Here is a 16380-nt window from a genome sequence, read left to right on the forward strand (position 1 = left end):
CCCGTACAGGTCGGCACCCTCAGCTGTTGTTATGATCCGTGCGGCGGGCGGCGGCGGGCGGCGGCGAACTGCGGCGAACTGCGGCGGGCGGCGGCGGGCGGCGGCGGGCGGCCGGACGGGGTGCCGCCCGACCGCTCACGCACTCTCGGCTCAGTGCTGGGCGAACTGGCCCGGCCGGTAGTCCCCGGCGGGCTGGCGGATCATGACGTTGCCCCGGTTGAAGGCGTTGATCAGCGCGATGACGCAGACCAGCGCCGCGAGCTGCTCCTCGTCGTAGTGCTTCGCCGCGTTGGCCCACGCCTCGTCCGTCACCCCGCCCCCGTCGGCGAGCCGGCTGCCCTGCTCGGCCAGCTCCAGGGCGGCCCGCTCGGCGTCGGTGAAGACGGTGGCCTCGCGCCAGACCGCCACCAGGTTCAGCCTGGTCGCCTCCTCCCCCGCGTGCACGGCGTCCTTGAAGTGCATGTCGACGCAGAACCCGCAGCCGTTGATCTGGCTGGCCCGCAGCCGCACCAGCTCCTGGGTCGCGTACGGCAGCGTCGAGTCGGCGATCGGCTGGTTCGCGGCGATCAGGTGCTTGTAGACCTTGGTCATGACCGGGTTGGCGAAGGGGTTCAGTCGGGCTTCCACGGTGTGCTCCCTCGGGTTCGGCGCTTCCTTGTCGTTCTCTTGGACAAGGTGGCCGGGCGCCGTGTGACACGCCTGGCGGTGACCCCCGTCACACCTCCGCGCCCTCCGCGTCCTCCCCGCCCAGCGGCTTCGCGTGCAGCACCTCGCGGCCCTGTTCGGCGGCGCGGGCGATCGACTCGGAGACGAAGTCCAGGAAGCGGGCGATGTTCTCCAGCCGGTTGCCCGCCGGGGTCCCGCCGCCGAGGATGCCGACGCCCTGCCGGGCGGTGTCGACGAGCTGGGCGGTGGCCTGGGCGCTGACCATCATCGAGCGGTACCAGATGTCGTCGTCCACGAAGTAGCGCTCGCGGCGCCGCTCGTCTCGCTCCCGGGTCACCATGCCCTGGCTCTCCAGGAAGGCGATCGACTTGGAGATGGTCGCCGGGCTGACCTGGAGGCGCTCGACCAGCTCGGCGGCGGTGAGGCTGCCCGCGTCGGTGAGGTAGAGGCAGGCCAGCACCCGGGACATCATCCGGGGCATGCCGGACTGCATCAGGACGGCGGTGAACACCTCCTCGTACGCGTGCACCGCCTCGGCGTCCCGGCCGTGCGGCTGCGGGGTGGCGCCCGGCCCCTGGGGCGCGGACTGCCGCCGGCGCTGGGCGCGGTGTCCGGTGGCGCGGTGGGCGAGGTCGGCGCGGTAGGTGGCGGGGCCGCCGTTGCGCATCACCTCGCGGGTGACGGTCGAGGTCGGCCGGTCGAGGCGCCTGGCGATCTCCGCGTACGCGAGGTCGTCGGCCAGTCCCAGCGCGATCTGCTGGCGTTCCTGCTGGGTGAGCCTGCCGCCCGGCATCGCGGCCTCCTTCGGGATCGATGGTCTCTGCGCTCTCCGTCCACGATAGCGTCCACCGTCAATCCATTGCAACGAAAGGCGGCCCTGGCTCGTTGCATTCCCCGCAGGCTTCTGGCGCTGATCCCTGGCAACCTACCTGCGAAAATAGGATTCTCTTGCCGCAATGCGATGAGCAGAACGATGAACGCAACGTAGCTTTTCCTACGTCAGAAACCAAGGGGCCAAGAGTGGTCCCGCAGCGCCGGCGGGGCGGGCCCCGGGGGGGGGCCCGGGGGGGGGGCCCCCCCGCTCCACTCTCGTCTAGAAGAAGCCGACCGCGTCGGGGGAGTAGCTGACCAGCAGGTTCTTGGTCTGCTGGTAGTGCTCCAGCAGCGCCTTGTGGGTCTCCCGCCCGATGCCGGAGTTCTTGTAGCCGCCGAAGGCCGCGTGGGCCGGGTAGGCGTGGTAGCAGTTCGTCCAGACCCGGCCCGCCTGGATGGCGCGCCCGGCCCGGTGGGCGGTGTTGATGTTGCGGGTCCACACGCCCGCGCCCAGCCCGTACTGGGTGTCGTTGGCGAGCGAGACCCCCTGGTCGAGGCCGTCGAAGCGGGTGACCGAGACCACCGGGCCGAAGATCTCCTCCTGGAAGACCCGCATGCTGTTGACGCCCTCGAAGACCGTCGGCGTCACGTAGTACCCGCCGGCCAGCGCGCCGCCGAGCTCGGCGCGTTCGCCGCCGACCAGGACCTTGGCGCCCTCCGCCTGGCCGATCTCGAAGTAGGAGAGGATCTTCTTCAACTGCTCGGCACTGGCCTGCGCGCCGACCTGGGTCTCGGTGTCGAGCGGGTTGCCCTGGCGCATGGCGCGCACCCGGGCCAGGCCGTCGCCGAGCAGCCGCTCGTAGACCGGGGTCTCGATCAGCGCGCGGCTGGGGCAGGTGCAGACCTCGCCCTGGTTGAGGGCGAACATCGCGAAGCCCTCGACGGCCTTGTCGTAGAACGCGTCGTCGTCGGCGGCGACGTCCGCGAAGAACAGGTTGGGGCTCTTGCCGCCGAGCTCCAGGGTCGCCGGGATCAGGTTGTCCGCGGCGGCGCGGGCGATCAGCCGGCCGGTGCTGGTCTCGCCGGTGAAGGCGAGCTTGCGGACCCGGGGGCTGGCGGCCAGCGGGGCGCCGGCCTCCTCGCCGAAGCCGGTGACGATGTTGAGCACGCCCGGCGGCACCAGGTCGGCGGTCAGCTCGGCGAGCAGCAGCACCGAGGCCGGGGTCTGCTCGGCCGGCTTGAGCACCACGGCGTTGCCGGCCGCGAGCGCCGGGGCGAACTTCCAGACCGCCATCAGGATCGGGAAGTTCCACGGGATGATCTGGCCGACCACGCCGAGCGGCTCGTGGAAGTGGTACGCCACGGTGTCCTCGTCCAGCTGGGAGAGGCTGCCCTCCTGGGCCCGCAGCGCGCCGGCGAAGTAGCGCAGGTGGTCGACGGCGAGCGGGAGGTCGGCGGCCAGCGTCTCGCGGACCGGCTTGCCGTTCTCCCAGCTCTCCGCGACCGCCAGCTGCTCCAGGTTGGCCTCCATCCGGTCGGCCATCCGCAGCAGCACCCGGGCGCGCTCGGCCGGGGAGGTGCGGCCCCAGGCCGGGGCGGCGGCGTGGGCCGCGTCCAGGGCGGCCTCGATGTCCGCCGCGGTGCCGCGGGCGACCTCGGTGAAGACCTCGCCGGTGACCGGGGTCGGGTTGTCGAAGTACTCGCCGCGCGCCGGGGGCGTCCAACCGCCGCCGATCCAGTGGTCGTACCGGGAGCGGTAGGCGACGATGCTGCCGGGCGCGCCGGGGGGCTGGTAGACCGTCATGCTCTGTGTCTCCTCGCGACGTCGGGCGCCCCGGCGCCGAGCGGGCCGGGGGCGGCACGCCGGACCGCCGCCCGGTCGGGGGCGGTCCGGCGGAGGGTGCGGACACGCAGTCGGGCCGGCGCCCCGCCGGGGCGCCCGCCGACGAGCACGATAACCGCCGGGCGCGCGGCGCGGCTACGGTCCGTACGACCGGCTCGTACGGACGGTGGGGGTTCCGGACGTTCCGGGCCGGGCGCGCGGGGCGCGTCCGACGGCGCGCGGTCCCGGGCGCGCCTCGGACGGGCCCGGGCGGAGCCGGACGGCGTCGGGCCGGGGTGGGTCAGACCGCGTGGTACCGGCCGGTGCGGGCTTCCCAGCTCAGGTAGCCGGCCAGCCAGGTGAGCAGCCCGTCGGCGTACCGCTGGGCGATCGCGCTCTCGATCCGGGACAGGCCCAACTCCCGGTACACGTCCGGCAGTCGGCCGTGCAGCTCGGCGCAGCGCTCGACCATCAGCTGGGCCTCCGCCATCACCGCGGCGCAGGCCTCCTCGGCCGAGCAGTGGCGCTCGCGCTGGACGATCATGACCAGGTTGTTCACGTCGCCGCGCGGGGCCTCCAGCGGGAACGAGCGCACGTCGTTGGAGAGCGACGGTATGTCGGCCGCCAGCTGGCGGAGTTGACGCAGGACCGGGTGGTGCAGCACGGAGGCGGGAACCTCGAACTGGCCGAGTCGTTCGACCATGTCGAAGATGGTCTCCATCGCCGCCGTTCCCCGTCTGAGTTCGAGGTAGCCGTCCCGGTCGGGCGGGCGCGCGGAGATCCGGCCGGCCGCCTCGGCCGGGTGACTGGCGAAGTAGTACTCCCAGTTGTAGGCGGCGCGGGCCTGCCAGCGGGCGGGCATGCCGCGCACGCTGCGGCTCCACAGGTCGGCGAAGGCGGTCTCGACCGGGGAGCGCTGGTCGGGGCGGGCGCCGTGCAGGACGGCGATCAGCCGTTCGCAGATCGGGGCGACCTCGGCCGGCCGGCGGCCGAGCGGGCCGTCGAACTGGTCGTCGAAGAGGAAGTAGAACCCCATCAGGTCGGCCGCCAGGGCGAGTTCCTCCGGTCCGGCGTCCGGGTAGCCGAGCGCGGCGAGGTCGACCACCTCCCAGTGGGCGTAGCCCGGGTGGTCGGCGTCGGGGAGCAGCGGGTGGCGGACCAGCCAGTCGCGGTGCACCGCGGTGGCGTACGGGCCGTGCGGACTGCGGCGGTGCGGGAACGGGATCTGAAGTGAGGTGTCGTCAGACATCGGACTCCCGGTGCAGCGGTGGGTGGGGGCGCTTGTGGTTCGAGCACTGAGTGTGGGGGGAGTTGACGCGGCGGGGCGCGGGGGGTGAGGGTGATTGCGCAAGATCATCCGCGCCTCGCGGGCCGTAGGGTATCTGATGTAATGATCGGACGTTAGGGATATAGGGCAATTGCCCTTGGCAAGCCGTCCGAACCCTCGCCGTCCGCCCCAGCCTGCGCGAATGCCGCACAGCGAGCCCTACACGGCGCTAACCTCGGCTCCACGAACAGTAGTGACGGGCCGGCTCCCCGCGCGTGGCGGGGCGGGGCCGCGAGCGGGTGAGGCGGAGGCGCGACGGTGACCGATCAGGGCAACGAACTTCGGACGGGAACCGGTTCCGAACGGGACGAGGACGGCCCCGCGCCCCGGGTCAGGCTGCGCGACCGCGACACCGAACTGCGCTCCGTGGAAGCGGCCGTCGACCGGCTCTGCCGGGAGTTCGCCGCCGGCGGCACCGAGATCGGCGAACTCCTCGCCTTCTCCGGCCGCCCCGGCATCGGCAAGACCAGCCTGCTGCACGAGGTCCGACGGATCGCCAGCCTGCGCGAGGGCGCCACCGTGCTCTTCGCCCGCGGCGGCGAACGGCAGTTCAAGGAGCCCTACCACGTGCTCCGCCAGCTCCTCCAGCCCGTCCTGACCCGGCTGGAGGCCGACGAGTTCAGCCAGGTCATGGGCACCTGGGAGGAGGTCGTCGGACCGGCCATGGGCCTCAAGCAGCCCAAGGCCGGCGCCCGCCGCCTCGACCCCCAGGGCGTCCGCGACGGCCTCGACTACGTCCTCACCCAGCTCGCACCGCGCCGCGCACCGATGGTGATGATCGTCGACGACCTGCACTGGGCGGACGCCGAATCCCTCTCCTGGCTCGCCAAGTTCGCCGTCCGCTCCGGCGAACTGCCCGTCCTGCTGGTGTTCGCCTTCCGCGAGGACGAGAACGACTGGTTCGGCGAGACCCACGAACTGCGCCGCGGCGTCCTGGGCCTGGCGAGCCGCAAGCACGAACTCAGCCGGCTCACCCTGAACTCCGTCTCCGACATGATCCGCGCCGAACTCGGCGACCGGGCCGAGGACGCCTTCTGCTACGAGTTCTGGAACGTCGTCAACGGCAACCCCTTCGAGGCCGTCGCCCTGCTCGACCAGGTCCGCGACCAGGAGCTCGAACCCGTCGAGGAGAACTCCCGGCAACTGCGCGAACTCGCCGTCGACGCCACCGGGATGACCCTCAAGAGCTGGCTGGACCGGCTAGGCCCCGCCACCCTGCGCTTCGCCTGGGCCTGCGCCATGCTCGGCACCGACATCCGGATCGACCTGGTCACCCGGATCTCCACCCAGAGCGGCGAGGGCGCCCGCGAGTCCATCAAGCAACTGCGCAAGCAGCGCGTGCTCACCCAGGCCCCCAACGGCAACCTCGAGTTCGTCCACCCGCTGATCGCCAGCTCGATCTACAACACCATGCCGGAGGCCACCCGCCTCGGCATGCACGGCATCGCCGCCGTCGAGATCGAGAACGCCGGACTCGGCCTGCTCGCCGCCTCCCGCCACCTGGTCGAGACCCACTCCGGCGAGGGCGACGACCGGATCGTCAAGAAGCTGCGCCGCGCCGCCGTCGAGCACCAGCTGATCGGCGCCCCCGAAGCCGCCCAGCGCTGCCTGCACCGGGCGCTCAACGAGCCGCCCGCCGACGACATCAAGGCCGAGGTGCTGTACGAACTCGGCTGCTCCGCGCTGCTCACCGACCCCGGCGCCACCGTCAACCAGCTCAGGCTCGCCCTCGACCCCGACGAGGGGCCGCTGCGCCCCGAACTGCGGGTGGACGCCACCTTCCGGCTCTCCGAGGTGCTCGCCCACAGCGGTGAGCTGGGCCAGGCCGCCCTGGTCTGCCAGGAGGAGGCGGAGCAGACCACCGACCCGGTCCGGCGCCAGCGGCTCCAGGCGGCCTCGTTCATGTGGCACGCCTTCCGCAAGGCCGAGGAGAACGGGCCCGAACGCTCCCGTCGGCTGGAGCAGCTCTACCTCAACCTGGCCGGCCGGGAGGCCGCCGACCGGGCCGTGCTGGTGATGCGCGCCTGGGACCTCACCCTGCGCGGCGAACCCTCCACCGACGCGCTCGCGCTCGCCGACGAGGTCCTGGACGGCGGCCGGCTGCCCAAGGGCCTCGGCTGGACGGACACCACCTGGGGCTTCGAACTGCCCTCGATGCTCTGCCTCACGTACATCTACAACGACCGCATCGCCCAGGCCGAGCGGCTGGCCGCGGACGCCATCATCCAGTTCGAGCTGGCCGGTTGGAGCGGCGCCCACCGGGGCTTCGCGTACTTCCTGATGGGGCTGGCCCGGTTCCGCCGCGGACTGCTCGCCGAGGCCGAGGACTTCCTGCGCCGGGCCTACCGGATCTCCGAGCGGATCGGTGCCAAGCTGCCGCTGGCCTGGGACGCCGTCGGCGTGCTGGTGGACACCCTGATCGCCCGCGGCCGGGTCGACGAGGCCTGGGAGCTGGCCAACGAGTTCGGCTTCCACCCGCCGTACCACGCGACGGCCATGGTGCTGCCGGACGCGGCCTCGCTGTACGGCAAGCTGCTGGTCGCCAAGAAGCGGCACGCCGGTGCGGCCGCCGCGCTCACCGAGGCCAGGTCGCAGCTGGAGGTGCGCGGCTGGCACAACACCGTCTGGGCGCCCTGGGCCGGGCACCTGGCCATCGCGATCTCGGCCGACGAGCCGGAGCGTGCCCGTGAGTACGCCCAGAAGGCCGTCGACGACGCCCGCAGGTTCGGCACCGCCTCGGCGATCGGCAGCGCGCTGCGGCTGCAGGCCCGGATCGCGGACGGCCAGCAGGCGGTGGAGCTGCTGGAGCAGGCCGTGGAGCACCTCGGTCAGTCCCCGGCCGGGTACGAGCACGCCGTCGCGCTGGTCGAGCTCGGCGCGGCGCAGCGCCGGGTCGGGCGGCTGGAGGACGCCCAGGAGTACCTGTACCAGGGCATCGAACTGGCCCAGCACTGCTCGGCGGAGCGGCTGGTCGACCGGGCCCGGCGGGAGCTGGCCAACTACGGCCTGCGGCCCAACCGGCTGGGGGTGCACGACTTCCAGGAGACGCTGGAGGCGCTCAGCGGGCCGGAGCGGGACGTCGCCGACCTGGCCGTCAAGGGCGTGCCGCCGCAGCGGATCGCGGAGCGGCTCGGGGTGCACCTGAGCCTGGTCAACCGGCGGCTGGCGGCGGTCTACCGCAAGGCGGGCACCGGGCCGGACGGGCTGGCCTCGGCGCTCGGGCTGCGACCGGAGCCGGGCCAGGAGCCGGGCCAGGAGCCGGGGGAGTAGCGGGGCGGTAGCGGGGGGCAGGGGGCGTCCGGGCGGCGCGCGTACGGTGCCCGGCGGCCGGTGGCGTCCGGGCGGCGCGCGGTGGCGTGGGAGCGCCCCCGTCGGGGCCGCCCTCGCTAGGCTGACGGGCACCACGGGGGGCCGCTGCGACGCCCCCCGGACGGATCGGGACACCGGGCGGAGGCGGCAGCGCCGTCGCCAGTGAGGAGCAGGCCATGGCGAGCGAGGCCACCAGTGTGCGCCGCGAACCCCTCGACCGCTCGGGCGCGGGCGCGGCGATCCAGAGCTGGACGCTGACCTCCGGCCCGTACGAGGCGAGCGTGCTCAACCTCGGCGCCACCCTGCACACCCTCACCGCCCCGGACCGGGCCGGCCGCCCGGCCCAACTGCTGCTCTCCACCGACGAGCTGGCGCAGATCCTCGGCCCGGCCCGCCACTACGGCACGGTGGTGGGCCGGTACGCCAACCGGATCGACGGCTCCGTCGTCACCGTCGACGGCGAGGACCACCCGCTGGCCCCGACCGGCGGCGGGGTCACCATCCACGGCGGGCCGGACGGCTTCGCCCAGCGGATGTGGGCGGCCGAGCCGGTCGACGGCGGGGTGCGGCTGCGGCTGCACAGCCCGGACGGCGACCAGGGCTTCCCGGGCGCGCTGGACGTGACCGTCACGTACACCCTGTCGCACACCCCGGGCGAGGGCGGCGAGCTGGTGATCGACTACCACGCCGTCACCACCAGGCCGACGGTCGTCAACCTGACCAACCACGCGTACTTCAACCTTGCGGGTGAGGGCGGCGGCGACGTCCTGGGCCACCTGCTCACCCTGGACGCCGACGAGTACACCCCGGCCGACGAGCGGCAGATCCCGTACGGGCGGACCGAGCCGGTGGCCGGGACGCCCTTCGACTTCACCGTGGCCACCCCGATCGGCAAGTCGGTGCACGACGAGCACCCGCAGCTGGCCGGTCCGGGCGGCTACGACCACAACTGGGTGCTGCGCGCCCGACCGGCGGACGGCGGCCCGGCGCGGGCGGCGCTGCTGGAGGACCCGGTCAGCGGCCGCACCCTGGAGGTGCTCACCACCGAGCCGGGCGTCCAGGTCTACACCGCGAACAAGTTCCAGGGCGCGGTCACCGGCGCGCGCGGGGTGCCGTACGGGCCGTTCGCCGGGATCGCGCTGGAGACCCAGCACTTCCCGGACTCCCCGCACCACCCGGCGTTCCCGAGCACCGTGCTGCGGCCGGGGGAGGAGTTCCGCTCGACCACCGTGCTGCGGCTCGGGGTCAACTAGCGGACGGCCCGGGCGGGGCCGGGGTCGGCCGGGGCCCGTCGAGGTCCCGGCGCATGCAGAGCCGGGGCCAGCGGTCGAGGCCGTGCTCGGCCTCCAGTCGGCGGATCCGGCGCAGGCCCGGGGTGAGCTCGTCCTCGCCGAGCGGGCGGAAGCCGCAGCGGGCGTAGTACGGGGCGTTCCAGGGGACGTCCGCGAAGGTGGTCAGGGTGAGCGCGGGGGCGTCGGTGCCCTCGGCGAGGTGCTCGATCAGGGCCCGTCCGATGCCCCGGCGGGCGTGGCCGGGGTGGACCGAGACCTGTTCGACGTGGAGTGCGCCGTCCACCGGTTCGGCCAGCAGGTAGCCGACGATCGTCCCGTCGGGGGCCTCGGCGGCCAGGGCGGTGCCGTGTTCCAGGTAGGGGGCCAGTTCCTCCGGGGCGGGGGGCTCGTCCGCGGCGATCTCCGGCATCCCGATCTCCGCGAACGGGGCTCCGGCGGCCCGCTCCAGTTCGGTCAGCAGGGGCAGTTCGTCCTTCTCGACGGCTCTGATGCGCATGCGTCCAGTCTGCTGCAAGCGGTTTCCGGCCACGGAGGGTGGCTGCACCGGTCACCCGGGCTGGGACGAAGCGGACGGATGCGGACATCGCGCCGCGCCGTCCACTACCGTGCGGCCACGTCCAGGACACGCGGATGTAACGATCGCGGCTTCTTGCAGAAACTTGCTGCAAGACCTTTCCGTCGATCTTGCCCCGCTGTTAACTTCCTTCCCGAGCCCGACGGCAGCAACGGTGCGGTCGGCACGAGGCAGCCATTATGCGCCTGTCTCCGAACATCTCGGGCACCCCCACCCTCCTAGGAGTTCTCATGCGGCGTGGCATCGCGGCCTCTGCCCTCGTTGTGGCCCTCGCGGTCTCGATGGCTGCCTGTGGCAGCAGTGGCGGCTCCGGCTCCGACGGGAAGGCCGACGGCCCGGTCACCCTCACCTACTGGGACACGTCGAACGCCACCAACGAGGCTCCGAACTACCAGGAACTGGCCAAGAAGTTCGAGGCGGCCAACCCGAACATCAAGGTCAACTTCGTCAACGTGCCGTTCGACCAGGCGCAGAACAAGCTGCAGACCGCCATGGGGGCCAAGGGCGCGCCCGACGTGTTCCGCTCCGAGGTCGGCTGGACCGCCGCCTTCGCCAAGGCCGGCTTCCTGGAGCCGCTGGACGGCACCCCGGCCGCCGCCGACACCTCCGCCTTCCAGCCCAGCCTGATCCAGCAGGCCAGCTACGGGGGCAAGCTGTACGGCGTCCCGCTGGTCACCGACACCCTCGGCCTGCTCTACAACAAGGACCTCTTCGCCAAGGCCGGCATCACCGACGCCCCCAAGACCTGGGACGAGCTCAAGACCGACGCCGCCGCCATCAAGGACAAGGCGGGCGTCGACGGCTTCTGGATGAAGGCCGCGGACGGCTACTACGCGATGCCGTTCCTGTTCGGCGAGGGCACCGACGCCGTCGACGCCGCCGCCAAGAAGATCACCGTCACCTCGCCCGAGGCCGTCAAGGGCATCGAGACCTACAAGTCGATGTTCACCTCGCCCGGCACCGCCAAGGCCGACGTCACCACCGACGCCTACGCCCACATGATGGACGCCTTCAACAGCGGCAAGGTCGCGGCGATCATCCAGGGCCCCTGGGAGATCACCAACATCTACAAGGGCTCCGCGTTCGCCGACAAGAAGAACCTCGGCATCGCCGCCGTCCCGGCCGGCTCCAGCGGCAAGGCCGGCGCCCCCACCGGCGGCCACAACATCGCCGTCTACGCCGGTGCCGACAAGGCCCACAAGGCCGCCGCGGAGAAGTTCGCCGCCTTCATGACCTCGGCCGAGAGCCAGGCCTTCATCGCGCAGAAGAACTCCACCCTGCCGACCCGCGCCGACGCCTACACCGCCGACGTCAAGGCCGACCCGGGCATCGCCGGCTTCCAGGCCATCCTCGGCAGTGCCAAGCCGCGCCCCGAACTGCCCGAGTACAGCTCGCTGTTCGACTCGCTCGGCACCAACCTCGGCAAGGCCGTCCAGGGCACCGGCACCCAGGACGCACTGAACACCGTGGCCACGGACTACGCCAAGCTCCTGCCGGGCTTCGCCAAGTAGTCCCCGCAGCCCGGCCCGCCGACCCCGGCGGGCCGGGCCGTCGGCTCCCCGAGGCCGTCGGTTCCCCCGAGCCGCCGGCCTCCCCGAGAACCCCCGAGAAGGTGCAAACGATGTCAGTCGCCGTGCAGGGCGCCACCGGCAAGGGCAGCCGGGAGCGCGATCAGCGTCCGGGTCCGCTGGAGCGCCTCAAGCGCTCCTACGCCAAGCACTGGTACGCCTACGCGATGATCGCACCGGTGGTGCTGGTGCTCGCGGTGCTGGTGTTCTACCCGCTCGTCGAAGGCGTCTGGCTCACCCTCACGGACGCCAACAGCCTCAACGTCGCCCGCAAGATCGGCGTCAACGAGATCCCGGCCAGCTACCAGTACGTCGGCTTCCACAACTACGCCGACATCCTCTGGGGCCCCGGCTCGTACGACCGCTTCTGGTCCCACTTCGTGTGGACCATCGCCTGGACGGCCGTCTGCGTCAGCCTGCACTACACCCTCGGCCTCGGGCTGGCCGTGCTGCTCAACAAGAAGCTGCGCGGACGCGCGGCCTACCGGATGCTGCTGATCCTCCCGTGGGCCGTGCCGACCTTCGTCACCGTCTTCTCCTGGCGGCTGATGCTCTCCGACGGCGGCGTCGTCAACACCGTGCTCTCCACGCTGCACCTGCCCGAGCCCGGCTGGCTCACCGACCCGTGGGCGCAGAAGGCGGCCGCGATCCTGGTCAACACCTGGGCCGGTGTGCCGTTCATGATGATCTCGCTGCTCGGCGGCCTCCAGTCGATCCCGGCCGAGCTGTACGAGGCCGCCGAGATGGACGGCGCCACCCGCTGGCAGCAGTTCCGCCACATCACCCTGCCCGGGCTGCGCTCCGTGTCCTCGACCGTCGTGCTGCTCGGCGTGATCTGGACGTTCAACCAGTTCAACGTCATCTTCCTGCTGTTCGGCAACGGCGCCCCGGACGCCCAGCTGCTGGTCACCTGGGCCTACCGCCTGGGCTTCGGCCAGATCCCCCGGGACTACGCCGGATCCGCCGCGTACGGCGTGATCCTGCTGTCCATCCTGATCGTCTTCACCGCCTTCTACCGGCGCTGGCTCGCCCGCAACGAGCAGGCCAACGGCTAAGGCGTGTCTGACACGCCCTAGGGGCCCGTCCCCCCCAGGCCCCGGACCCAGTTGACCCACGAAGGCAGGTAACCCGATGAGCACCACCACCGAACGCCCCGCCCCCGCGGCGGCCGCGGCCCCGGCCGCCCGCCCGGCGAAGTTCCGGCCGCGCGGCGAGAGCAGCCCGCTGTCCAAGGCGCTGTCCCACGGCGTCCTGATCCTCGCCAGCCTGATCGCGCTGTTCCCGATCGCGTGGATCCTCTTCGTCTCGCTCGGGCCGGACAAGAACGACTACCTCCACCCCGGTGACATCTTCGGCAAGATCACGCTGTCGAACTACCAGAAGGTGCTGGGCGACACCGACTTCTTCACCTGGTTCGGCAACTCCCTGCTGGTCGCCGGGGTGACCACGGTGTTCGGCGTGCTGCTCGCCGCCACCGCCGGGTACGCCGTGTCCCGGATGAAGTTCCCCGGGCACAAGCCGCTGATGTGGTCGCTGCTGGTCACCCAGATGTTCCCGATCGCGGTGCTGATCGTGCCGATGTACACCATGCTCTCCGCGCTCGACCTGCTGGACAGCTACGCCGGGCTGATCCTGGTCTACTCCACCACCACCGTGCCGTACTGCGCCTGGCTGATGAAGGGCTACTTCGACACCATCCCGGTGGAGATCGACGAGGCCGGCCGGGTCGACGGGCTCAGCCCGTTCGGCACCTTCTGGCGGCTGGTGCTGCCGCTCGCCCGCCCGGGCCTGGCGGTGGCCGCGTTCTACTCCTTCCTCACCTACTGGGCCGAGGTGCCGTTCGCCTCCACCTTCATGCTCAGCTCGGACAAGTACACGCTGGCCGTCGGCCTGCAGAGCTTCGTCAGCGAGCACGACGCCCAGTGGAACCTGATGGCCGCCACCGCCGTGCTGATCGCGATCCCCTCCGCGGCCTTCTTCTACCTGGTGCAGCGCCACCTGGTCACCGGCCTGACCGCCGGTGCCTCCAAGTCGTAACGCTCCCAGGCCCCTTGCTTCCCAGCGCTCCTCCGATCCCCAAGGGATACCGTCCATGACCCAGAACCTGGCTGACACCTCCCGGCCTGCCGCCGACACCGCTCACGAGGCGGCCGCCCCGGCTCCTGTGCGTGGCGGCGCGTCCAGAGACTGGTGGCGGGACGCGGTCATCTACCAGGTGTACCCGCGCAGCTTCGCCGACTCCAACGGGGACGGCATGGGCGACCTGCCCGGCATCCGCAGCCGCCTGCCGTACCTGCGGGACCTCGGCGTGGACGCCGTCTGGCTCTCCCCCTTCTACGCCTCGCCGCAGGCCGACGCCGGCTACGACGTCGCCGACTACCGCGCCGTGGACCCGATGTTCGGCACCCTGCTGGACGCCGACGCGCTGATCCGGGACGCCCACCTGCTCGGCCTGCGGATCATCGTCGACCTCGTCCCCAACCACTCCTCGGACCAGCACGAGTGGTTCCAGCGCGCCCTGCGCGAGGGCCCCGGCTCCCCGCTGCGTGACCGCTACCACTTCCGCCCCGGCAAGGGGGAGGACGGCGAACTGCCGCCCAACGACTGGGAGTCCATCTTCGGCGGCCCGGCCTGGACCCGCACCGAGGACCCGGACGGCACCCCCGGCGACTGGTACCTGCACCTGTTCGCCCCCGAGCAGCCCGACTTCAACTGGGAGAACCCGGCCGTCGCCGACGAGTTCCGCTCGATCCTGCGGTTCTGGCTGGACATGGGCGTGGACGGCTTCCGGATCGACGTCGCCCACGGCCTGGTCAAGGCCCCCGGCCTGCCCGACCTCGGCGGCTCCGACCAGCTCAAGCTGCTCGGCAACGACGTCATGCCGTTCTTCGACCAGGACGGCGTGCACGAGATCTACCGCAGCTGGCGCCGGATCCTCGACGAGTACCCGGGGCAGCGGATCGGCGTCGCCGAGGCCTGGACCCCGACCGTCCAGCGCACCGCCAACTACGTCCGCCCCGACGAGCTGCACCAGGCCTTCAACTTCCAGTACCTGGGCACCGGCTGGGACGCCACCGCGCTGCGCGAGGTGATCGACCTCTCGCTCGACTCGATGCGCCCGGTCGACGCCCCCACCACCTGGGTGCTGTCCAACCACGACGTCACCCGGCACGCCACCCGGTTCGCCAACGAGCCCGGCCTCGGCACCCAGATCCGCACCCCCGGCGACCGCGCGCTCGGCCTGCGCCGCGCCCGCGCCGCCACCCTGCTGATGCTCGCGCTGCCCGGCTCCGCGTACGTCTACCAGGGCGAGGAGCTCGGCCTGCCGGACGTCACCGACCTGCCCGACGAGGTCCGCCAGGACCCGTCCTTCTTCCGCCAGGCCGGCCAGGACGGCTACCGCGACGGCTGCCGGGTGCCGATCCCGTGGTCCGGCACCGAGGCCCCGTACGGCTTCGGACCGGCCGCCGGCGGGCCGTCCTGGCTGCCGCAGCCCGCCGAGTGGGCCGGGCTCAGCGTCGAGGCGCAGACCGGCGACCCGTCCTCCACGCTGGAGCTCTACCGCAGCGCGCTGGCCGTGCGCCGGGCGCAGCCCGACCTCGGCGCCGGCACCGGGGTCGAGTGGCTGGACGCCCCCGAGGGCACCCTCGCCTTCCGGCGCGGCTCCTTCCTCTGCACGGTGAACACCACCGGCGAGCCGGTGCGGATACCCGCCCCCGGCCGGCTGCTGCTCTCCTCGACCGAACTCGGGGTGGACGGCGGCGAGACCGTGCTCGCACCGGACAGCACCGGCTGGTGGGCGGTCTGACGTGGGTGCAATAGGCTCTGGGCCCGTGACTACGGCGCGACTCTCAGACATCGCGGCGCAGGCGGGGGTCAGCGAAGCCACCGTCTCCCGCGTGCTCAACGGCAAGGCGAACGTCTCCGCGGCCACCAGGCAGACCGTCCTGGCGGCGCTCGACGTGCTCGGCTACGAGCGGCCGACCCGGCTGCGCCAGCGCAGTGCGGGCCTGATCGGGCTGATCACACCGGAGTTGAGCAACCCGATCTTCCCCGCGCTGGCCCAGGTGATCGAGCAGGTGCTGAGCCGGCACGGGTTCACCCCGGTGCTGTGCACCCAGACGCCCGGCGGGTCCACCGAGGACGAACTGGTCGAGATGCTGGTCGACCGGGGGGTGGCGGGCATCGTCTTCGTCTCCGGGCTGCACGCCGACTCCACGGCCGACCACGACCGCTACGCCCGGCTGTCCGGGCGCGGGGTGCCGTTCGTGCTGATCAACGGCTACAGCGAGAAGATCGAGGCGCCGTTCATCTCGCCGGACGACCGCTCCGCGATGTGGATGGCCGTCCAGCACCTGGCCGAACTCGGGCACGAGCGGATCGGCCTGGCGGTCGGGCAGCGGCGGTACGTGCCGGTGCTGCGCAAGATCGAGGGCTTCACGGCGGCGATGCGCGAGGTGCTCGGGCGCAGCCGGGAGGAGGCCGAGGACCTCGTCCACCACACGCTGTTCAGCGTGGAGGGCGGGCACGCGGCGGCCGGCGCCCTGCTCGACAAGGGCTGCACGGCGATCGTCTGCGGCAGCGACATGATGGCGCTCGGCGCGATCCGGGCGGTGCGCCAGCGCGGGCTGTCGGTGCCGCAGGACGTCTCGGTGGTCGGCTTCGACGACTCGCCGCTGATCGCCTTCACCGAGCCGCCGTTGACCACCATCCGCCAGCCGGTCGAGGCGATGGCGACGGCGGCGGTGGACGCGCTGCTGGAGGAGGTCGGCGGGAACTCCGCCCAGCGCGGGGAGTTCATGTTCCAGCCGGAGCTGGTGATGCGCGGGTCCACCGGGGCCTGCGCGCGCTGAGAACGGGTGGTCCGGGCGGACCGGGCCGACCGACGGGCCCCGGAGGGCGGTTGCTCTCCGGGGCCCGTCGGCGTGCGGTGCCCGGGGGCGGTCGGTCCGGATCTGTCAGATCGGCCGGTCCGGTCGGCCGGACCTGCTGGGCGTACGGGCACGCCG

The 16380-nt window shown here is 72.4% G+C and carries 12 protein-coding genes; 7 read left to right on the forward strand and 5 right to left on the reverse strand.

Annotation, left to right across the window (positions count from 1 at the left end; translation table 11 throughout):
* Nucleotides 1–150: 150 nt before the first annotated feature.
* From ACFC1T_RS35130 to ACFC1T_RS35145, 4 genes are all read right to left on the reverse strand, one after another.
* Complete coding sequence (locus ACFC1T_RS35130; RefSeq protein WP_375895897.1) at nt 151–627, reverse strand: carboxymuconolactone decarboxylase family protein; 477 nt, start codon at nt 625–627, stop codon at nt 151–153.
* 88 nt (nt 628–715) lie between these two features.
* Nucleotides 716–1459, reverse strand: coding sequence for a helix-turn-helix domain-containing protein (locus ACFC1T_RS35135; RefSeq protein WP_375895900.1), 744 nt, complete (start codon nt 1457–1459; stop codon nt 716–718).
* Nucleotides 1460–1759: 300 nt separating this feature from the next.
* Nucleotides 1760–3283, reverse strand: coding sequence for an aldehyde dehydrogenase family protein (locus tag ACFC1T_RS35140; protein WP_375895903.1), 1524 nt, complete (start codon nt 3281–3283; stop codon nt 1760–1762).
* 319 nt (nt 3284–3602) lie between these two features.
* The gene (locus ACFC1T_RS35145; protein WP_375895905.1) at nt 3603–4550 is read right to left on the reverse strand and encodes a terpene cyclase; all 948 of its coding nucleotides are present in this window, start codon (nt 4548–4550) and stop codon (nt 3603–3605) included.
* Nucleotides 4551–4886: 336 nt separating this feature from the next.
* Between ACFC1T_RS35145 and ACFC1T_RS35150 the strand changes: the two genes are divergently transcribed.
* Both ACFC1T_RS35150 and ACFC1T_RS35155 read left to right on the forward strand, forming a co-directional pair.
* Complete coding sequence (locus ACFC1T_RS35150; RefSeq protein WP_375895908.1) at nt 4887–7898, forward strand: AAA family ATPase; 3012 nt, start codon at nt 4887–4889, stop codon at nt 7896–7898.
* Between the two features lie 215 nt (nt 7899–8113).
* Nucleotides 8114–9190, forward strand: a complete 1077-nt coding sequence (locus ACFC1T_RS35155; RefSeq protein WP_375895910.1) for an aldose epimerase family protein — start codon at nt 8114–8116, stop codon at nt 9188–9190.
* On the opposite strand, the gene ACFC1T_RS35160 is transcribed toward ACFC1T_RS35155, so the two are convergent.
* Nucleotides 9183–9725, reverse strand: a complete 543-nt coding sequence (locus ACFC1T_RS35160) for a GNAT family N-acetyltransferase (protein WP_375895913.1) — start codon at nt 9723–9725, stop codon at nt 9183–9185. The genes ACFC1T_RS35155 and ACFC1T_RS35160 overlap by 8 nt on opposite strands.
* Nucleotides 9726–10033: 308 nt before the next feature.
* Between ACFC1T_RS35160 and ACFC1T_RS35165 the strand changes: the two genes are divergently transcribed.
* From ACFC1T_RS35165 to ACFC1T_RS35185, 5 genes are all read left to right on the forward strand, one after another.
* Entirely contained in the window at nt 10034–11314 is a 1281-nt protein-coding gene (locus tag ACFC1T_RS35165; RefSeq protein ID WP_375895915.1) for an extracellular solute-binding protein, read from the forward strand.
* A gap of 110 nt (nt 11315–11424) precedes the next feature.
* Nucleotides 11425–12426: a carbohydrate ABC transporter permease gene (locus tag ACFC1T_RS35170; RefSeq protein WP_375895918.1), complete on the forward strand. Its 1002-nt coding sequence runs from the start codon at nt 11425–11427 to the stop codon at nt 12424–12426.
* A 76-nt stretch (nt 12427–12502) separates the two neighbouring features.
* Nucleotides 12503–13408 (forward strand): sugar ABC transporter permease, encoded by a 906-nt coding sequence (locus ACFC1T_RS35175; RefSeq protein WP_375895921.1) that lies wholly within the window; start codon nt 12503–12505, stop codon nt 13406–13408.
* Nucleotides 13409–13463: 55 nt separating this feature from the next.
* Nucleotides 13464–15179 (forward strand): glycoside hydrolase family 13 protein, encoded by a 1716-nt coding sequence (locus ACFC1T_RS35180; protein ID WP_375895923.1) that lies wholly within the window; start codon nt 13464–13466, stop codon nt 15177–15179.
* A 25-nt stretch (nt 15180–15204) separates the two neighbouring features.
* Nucleotides 15205–16224: a LacI family DNA-binding transcriptional regulator gene (locus ACFC1T_RS35185; protein ID WP_375895926.1), complete on the forward strand. Its 1020-nt coding sequence runs from the start codon at nt 15205–15207 to the stop codon at nt 16222–16224.
* Nucleotides 16225–16380 lie beyond the last annotated feature (156 nt).

Origin of the sequence: Kitasatospora sp. NPDC056076 (assembly GCF_042266305.1) — a bacterium.
In the GTDB taxonomy this organism is placed as follows: domain Bacteria; phylum Actinomycetota; class Actinomycetes; order Streptomycetales; family Streptomycetaceae; genus Kitasatospora.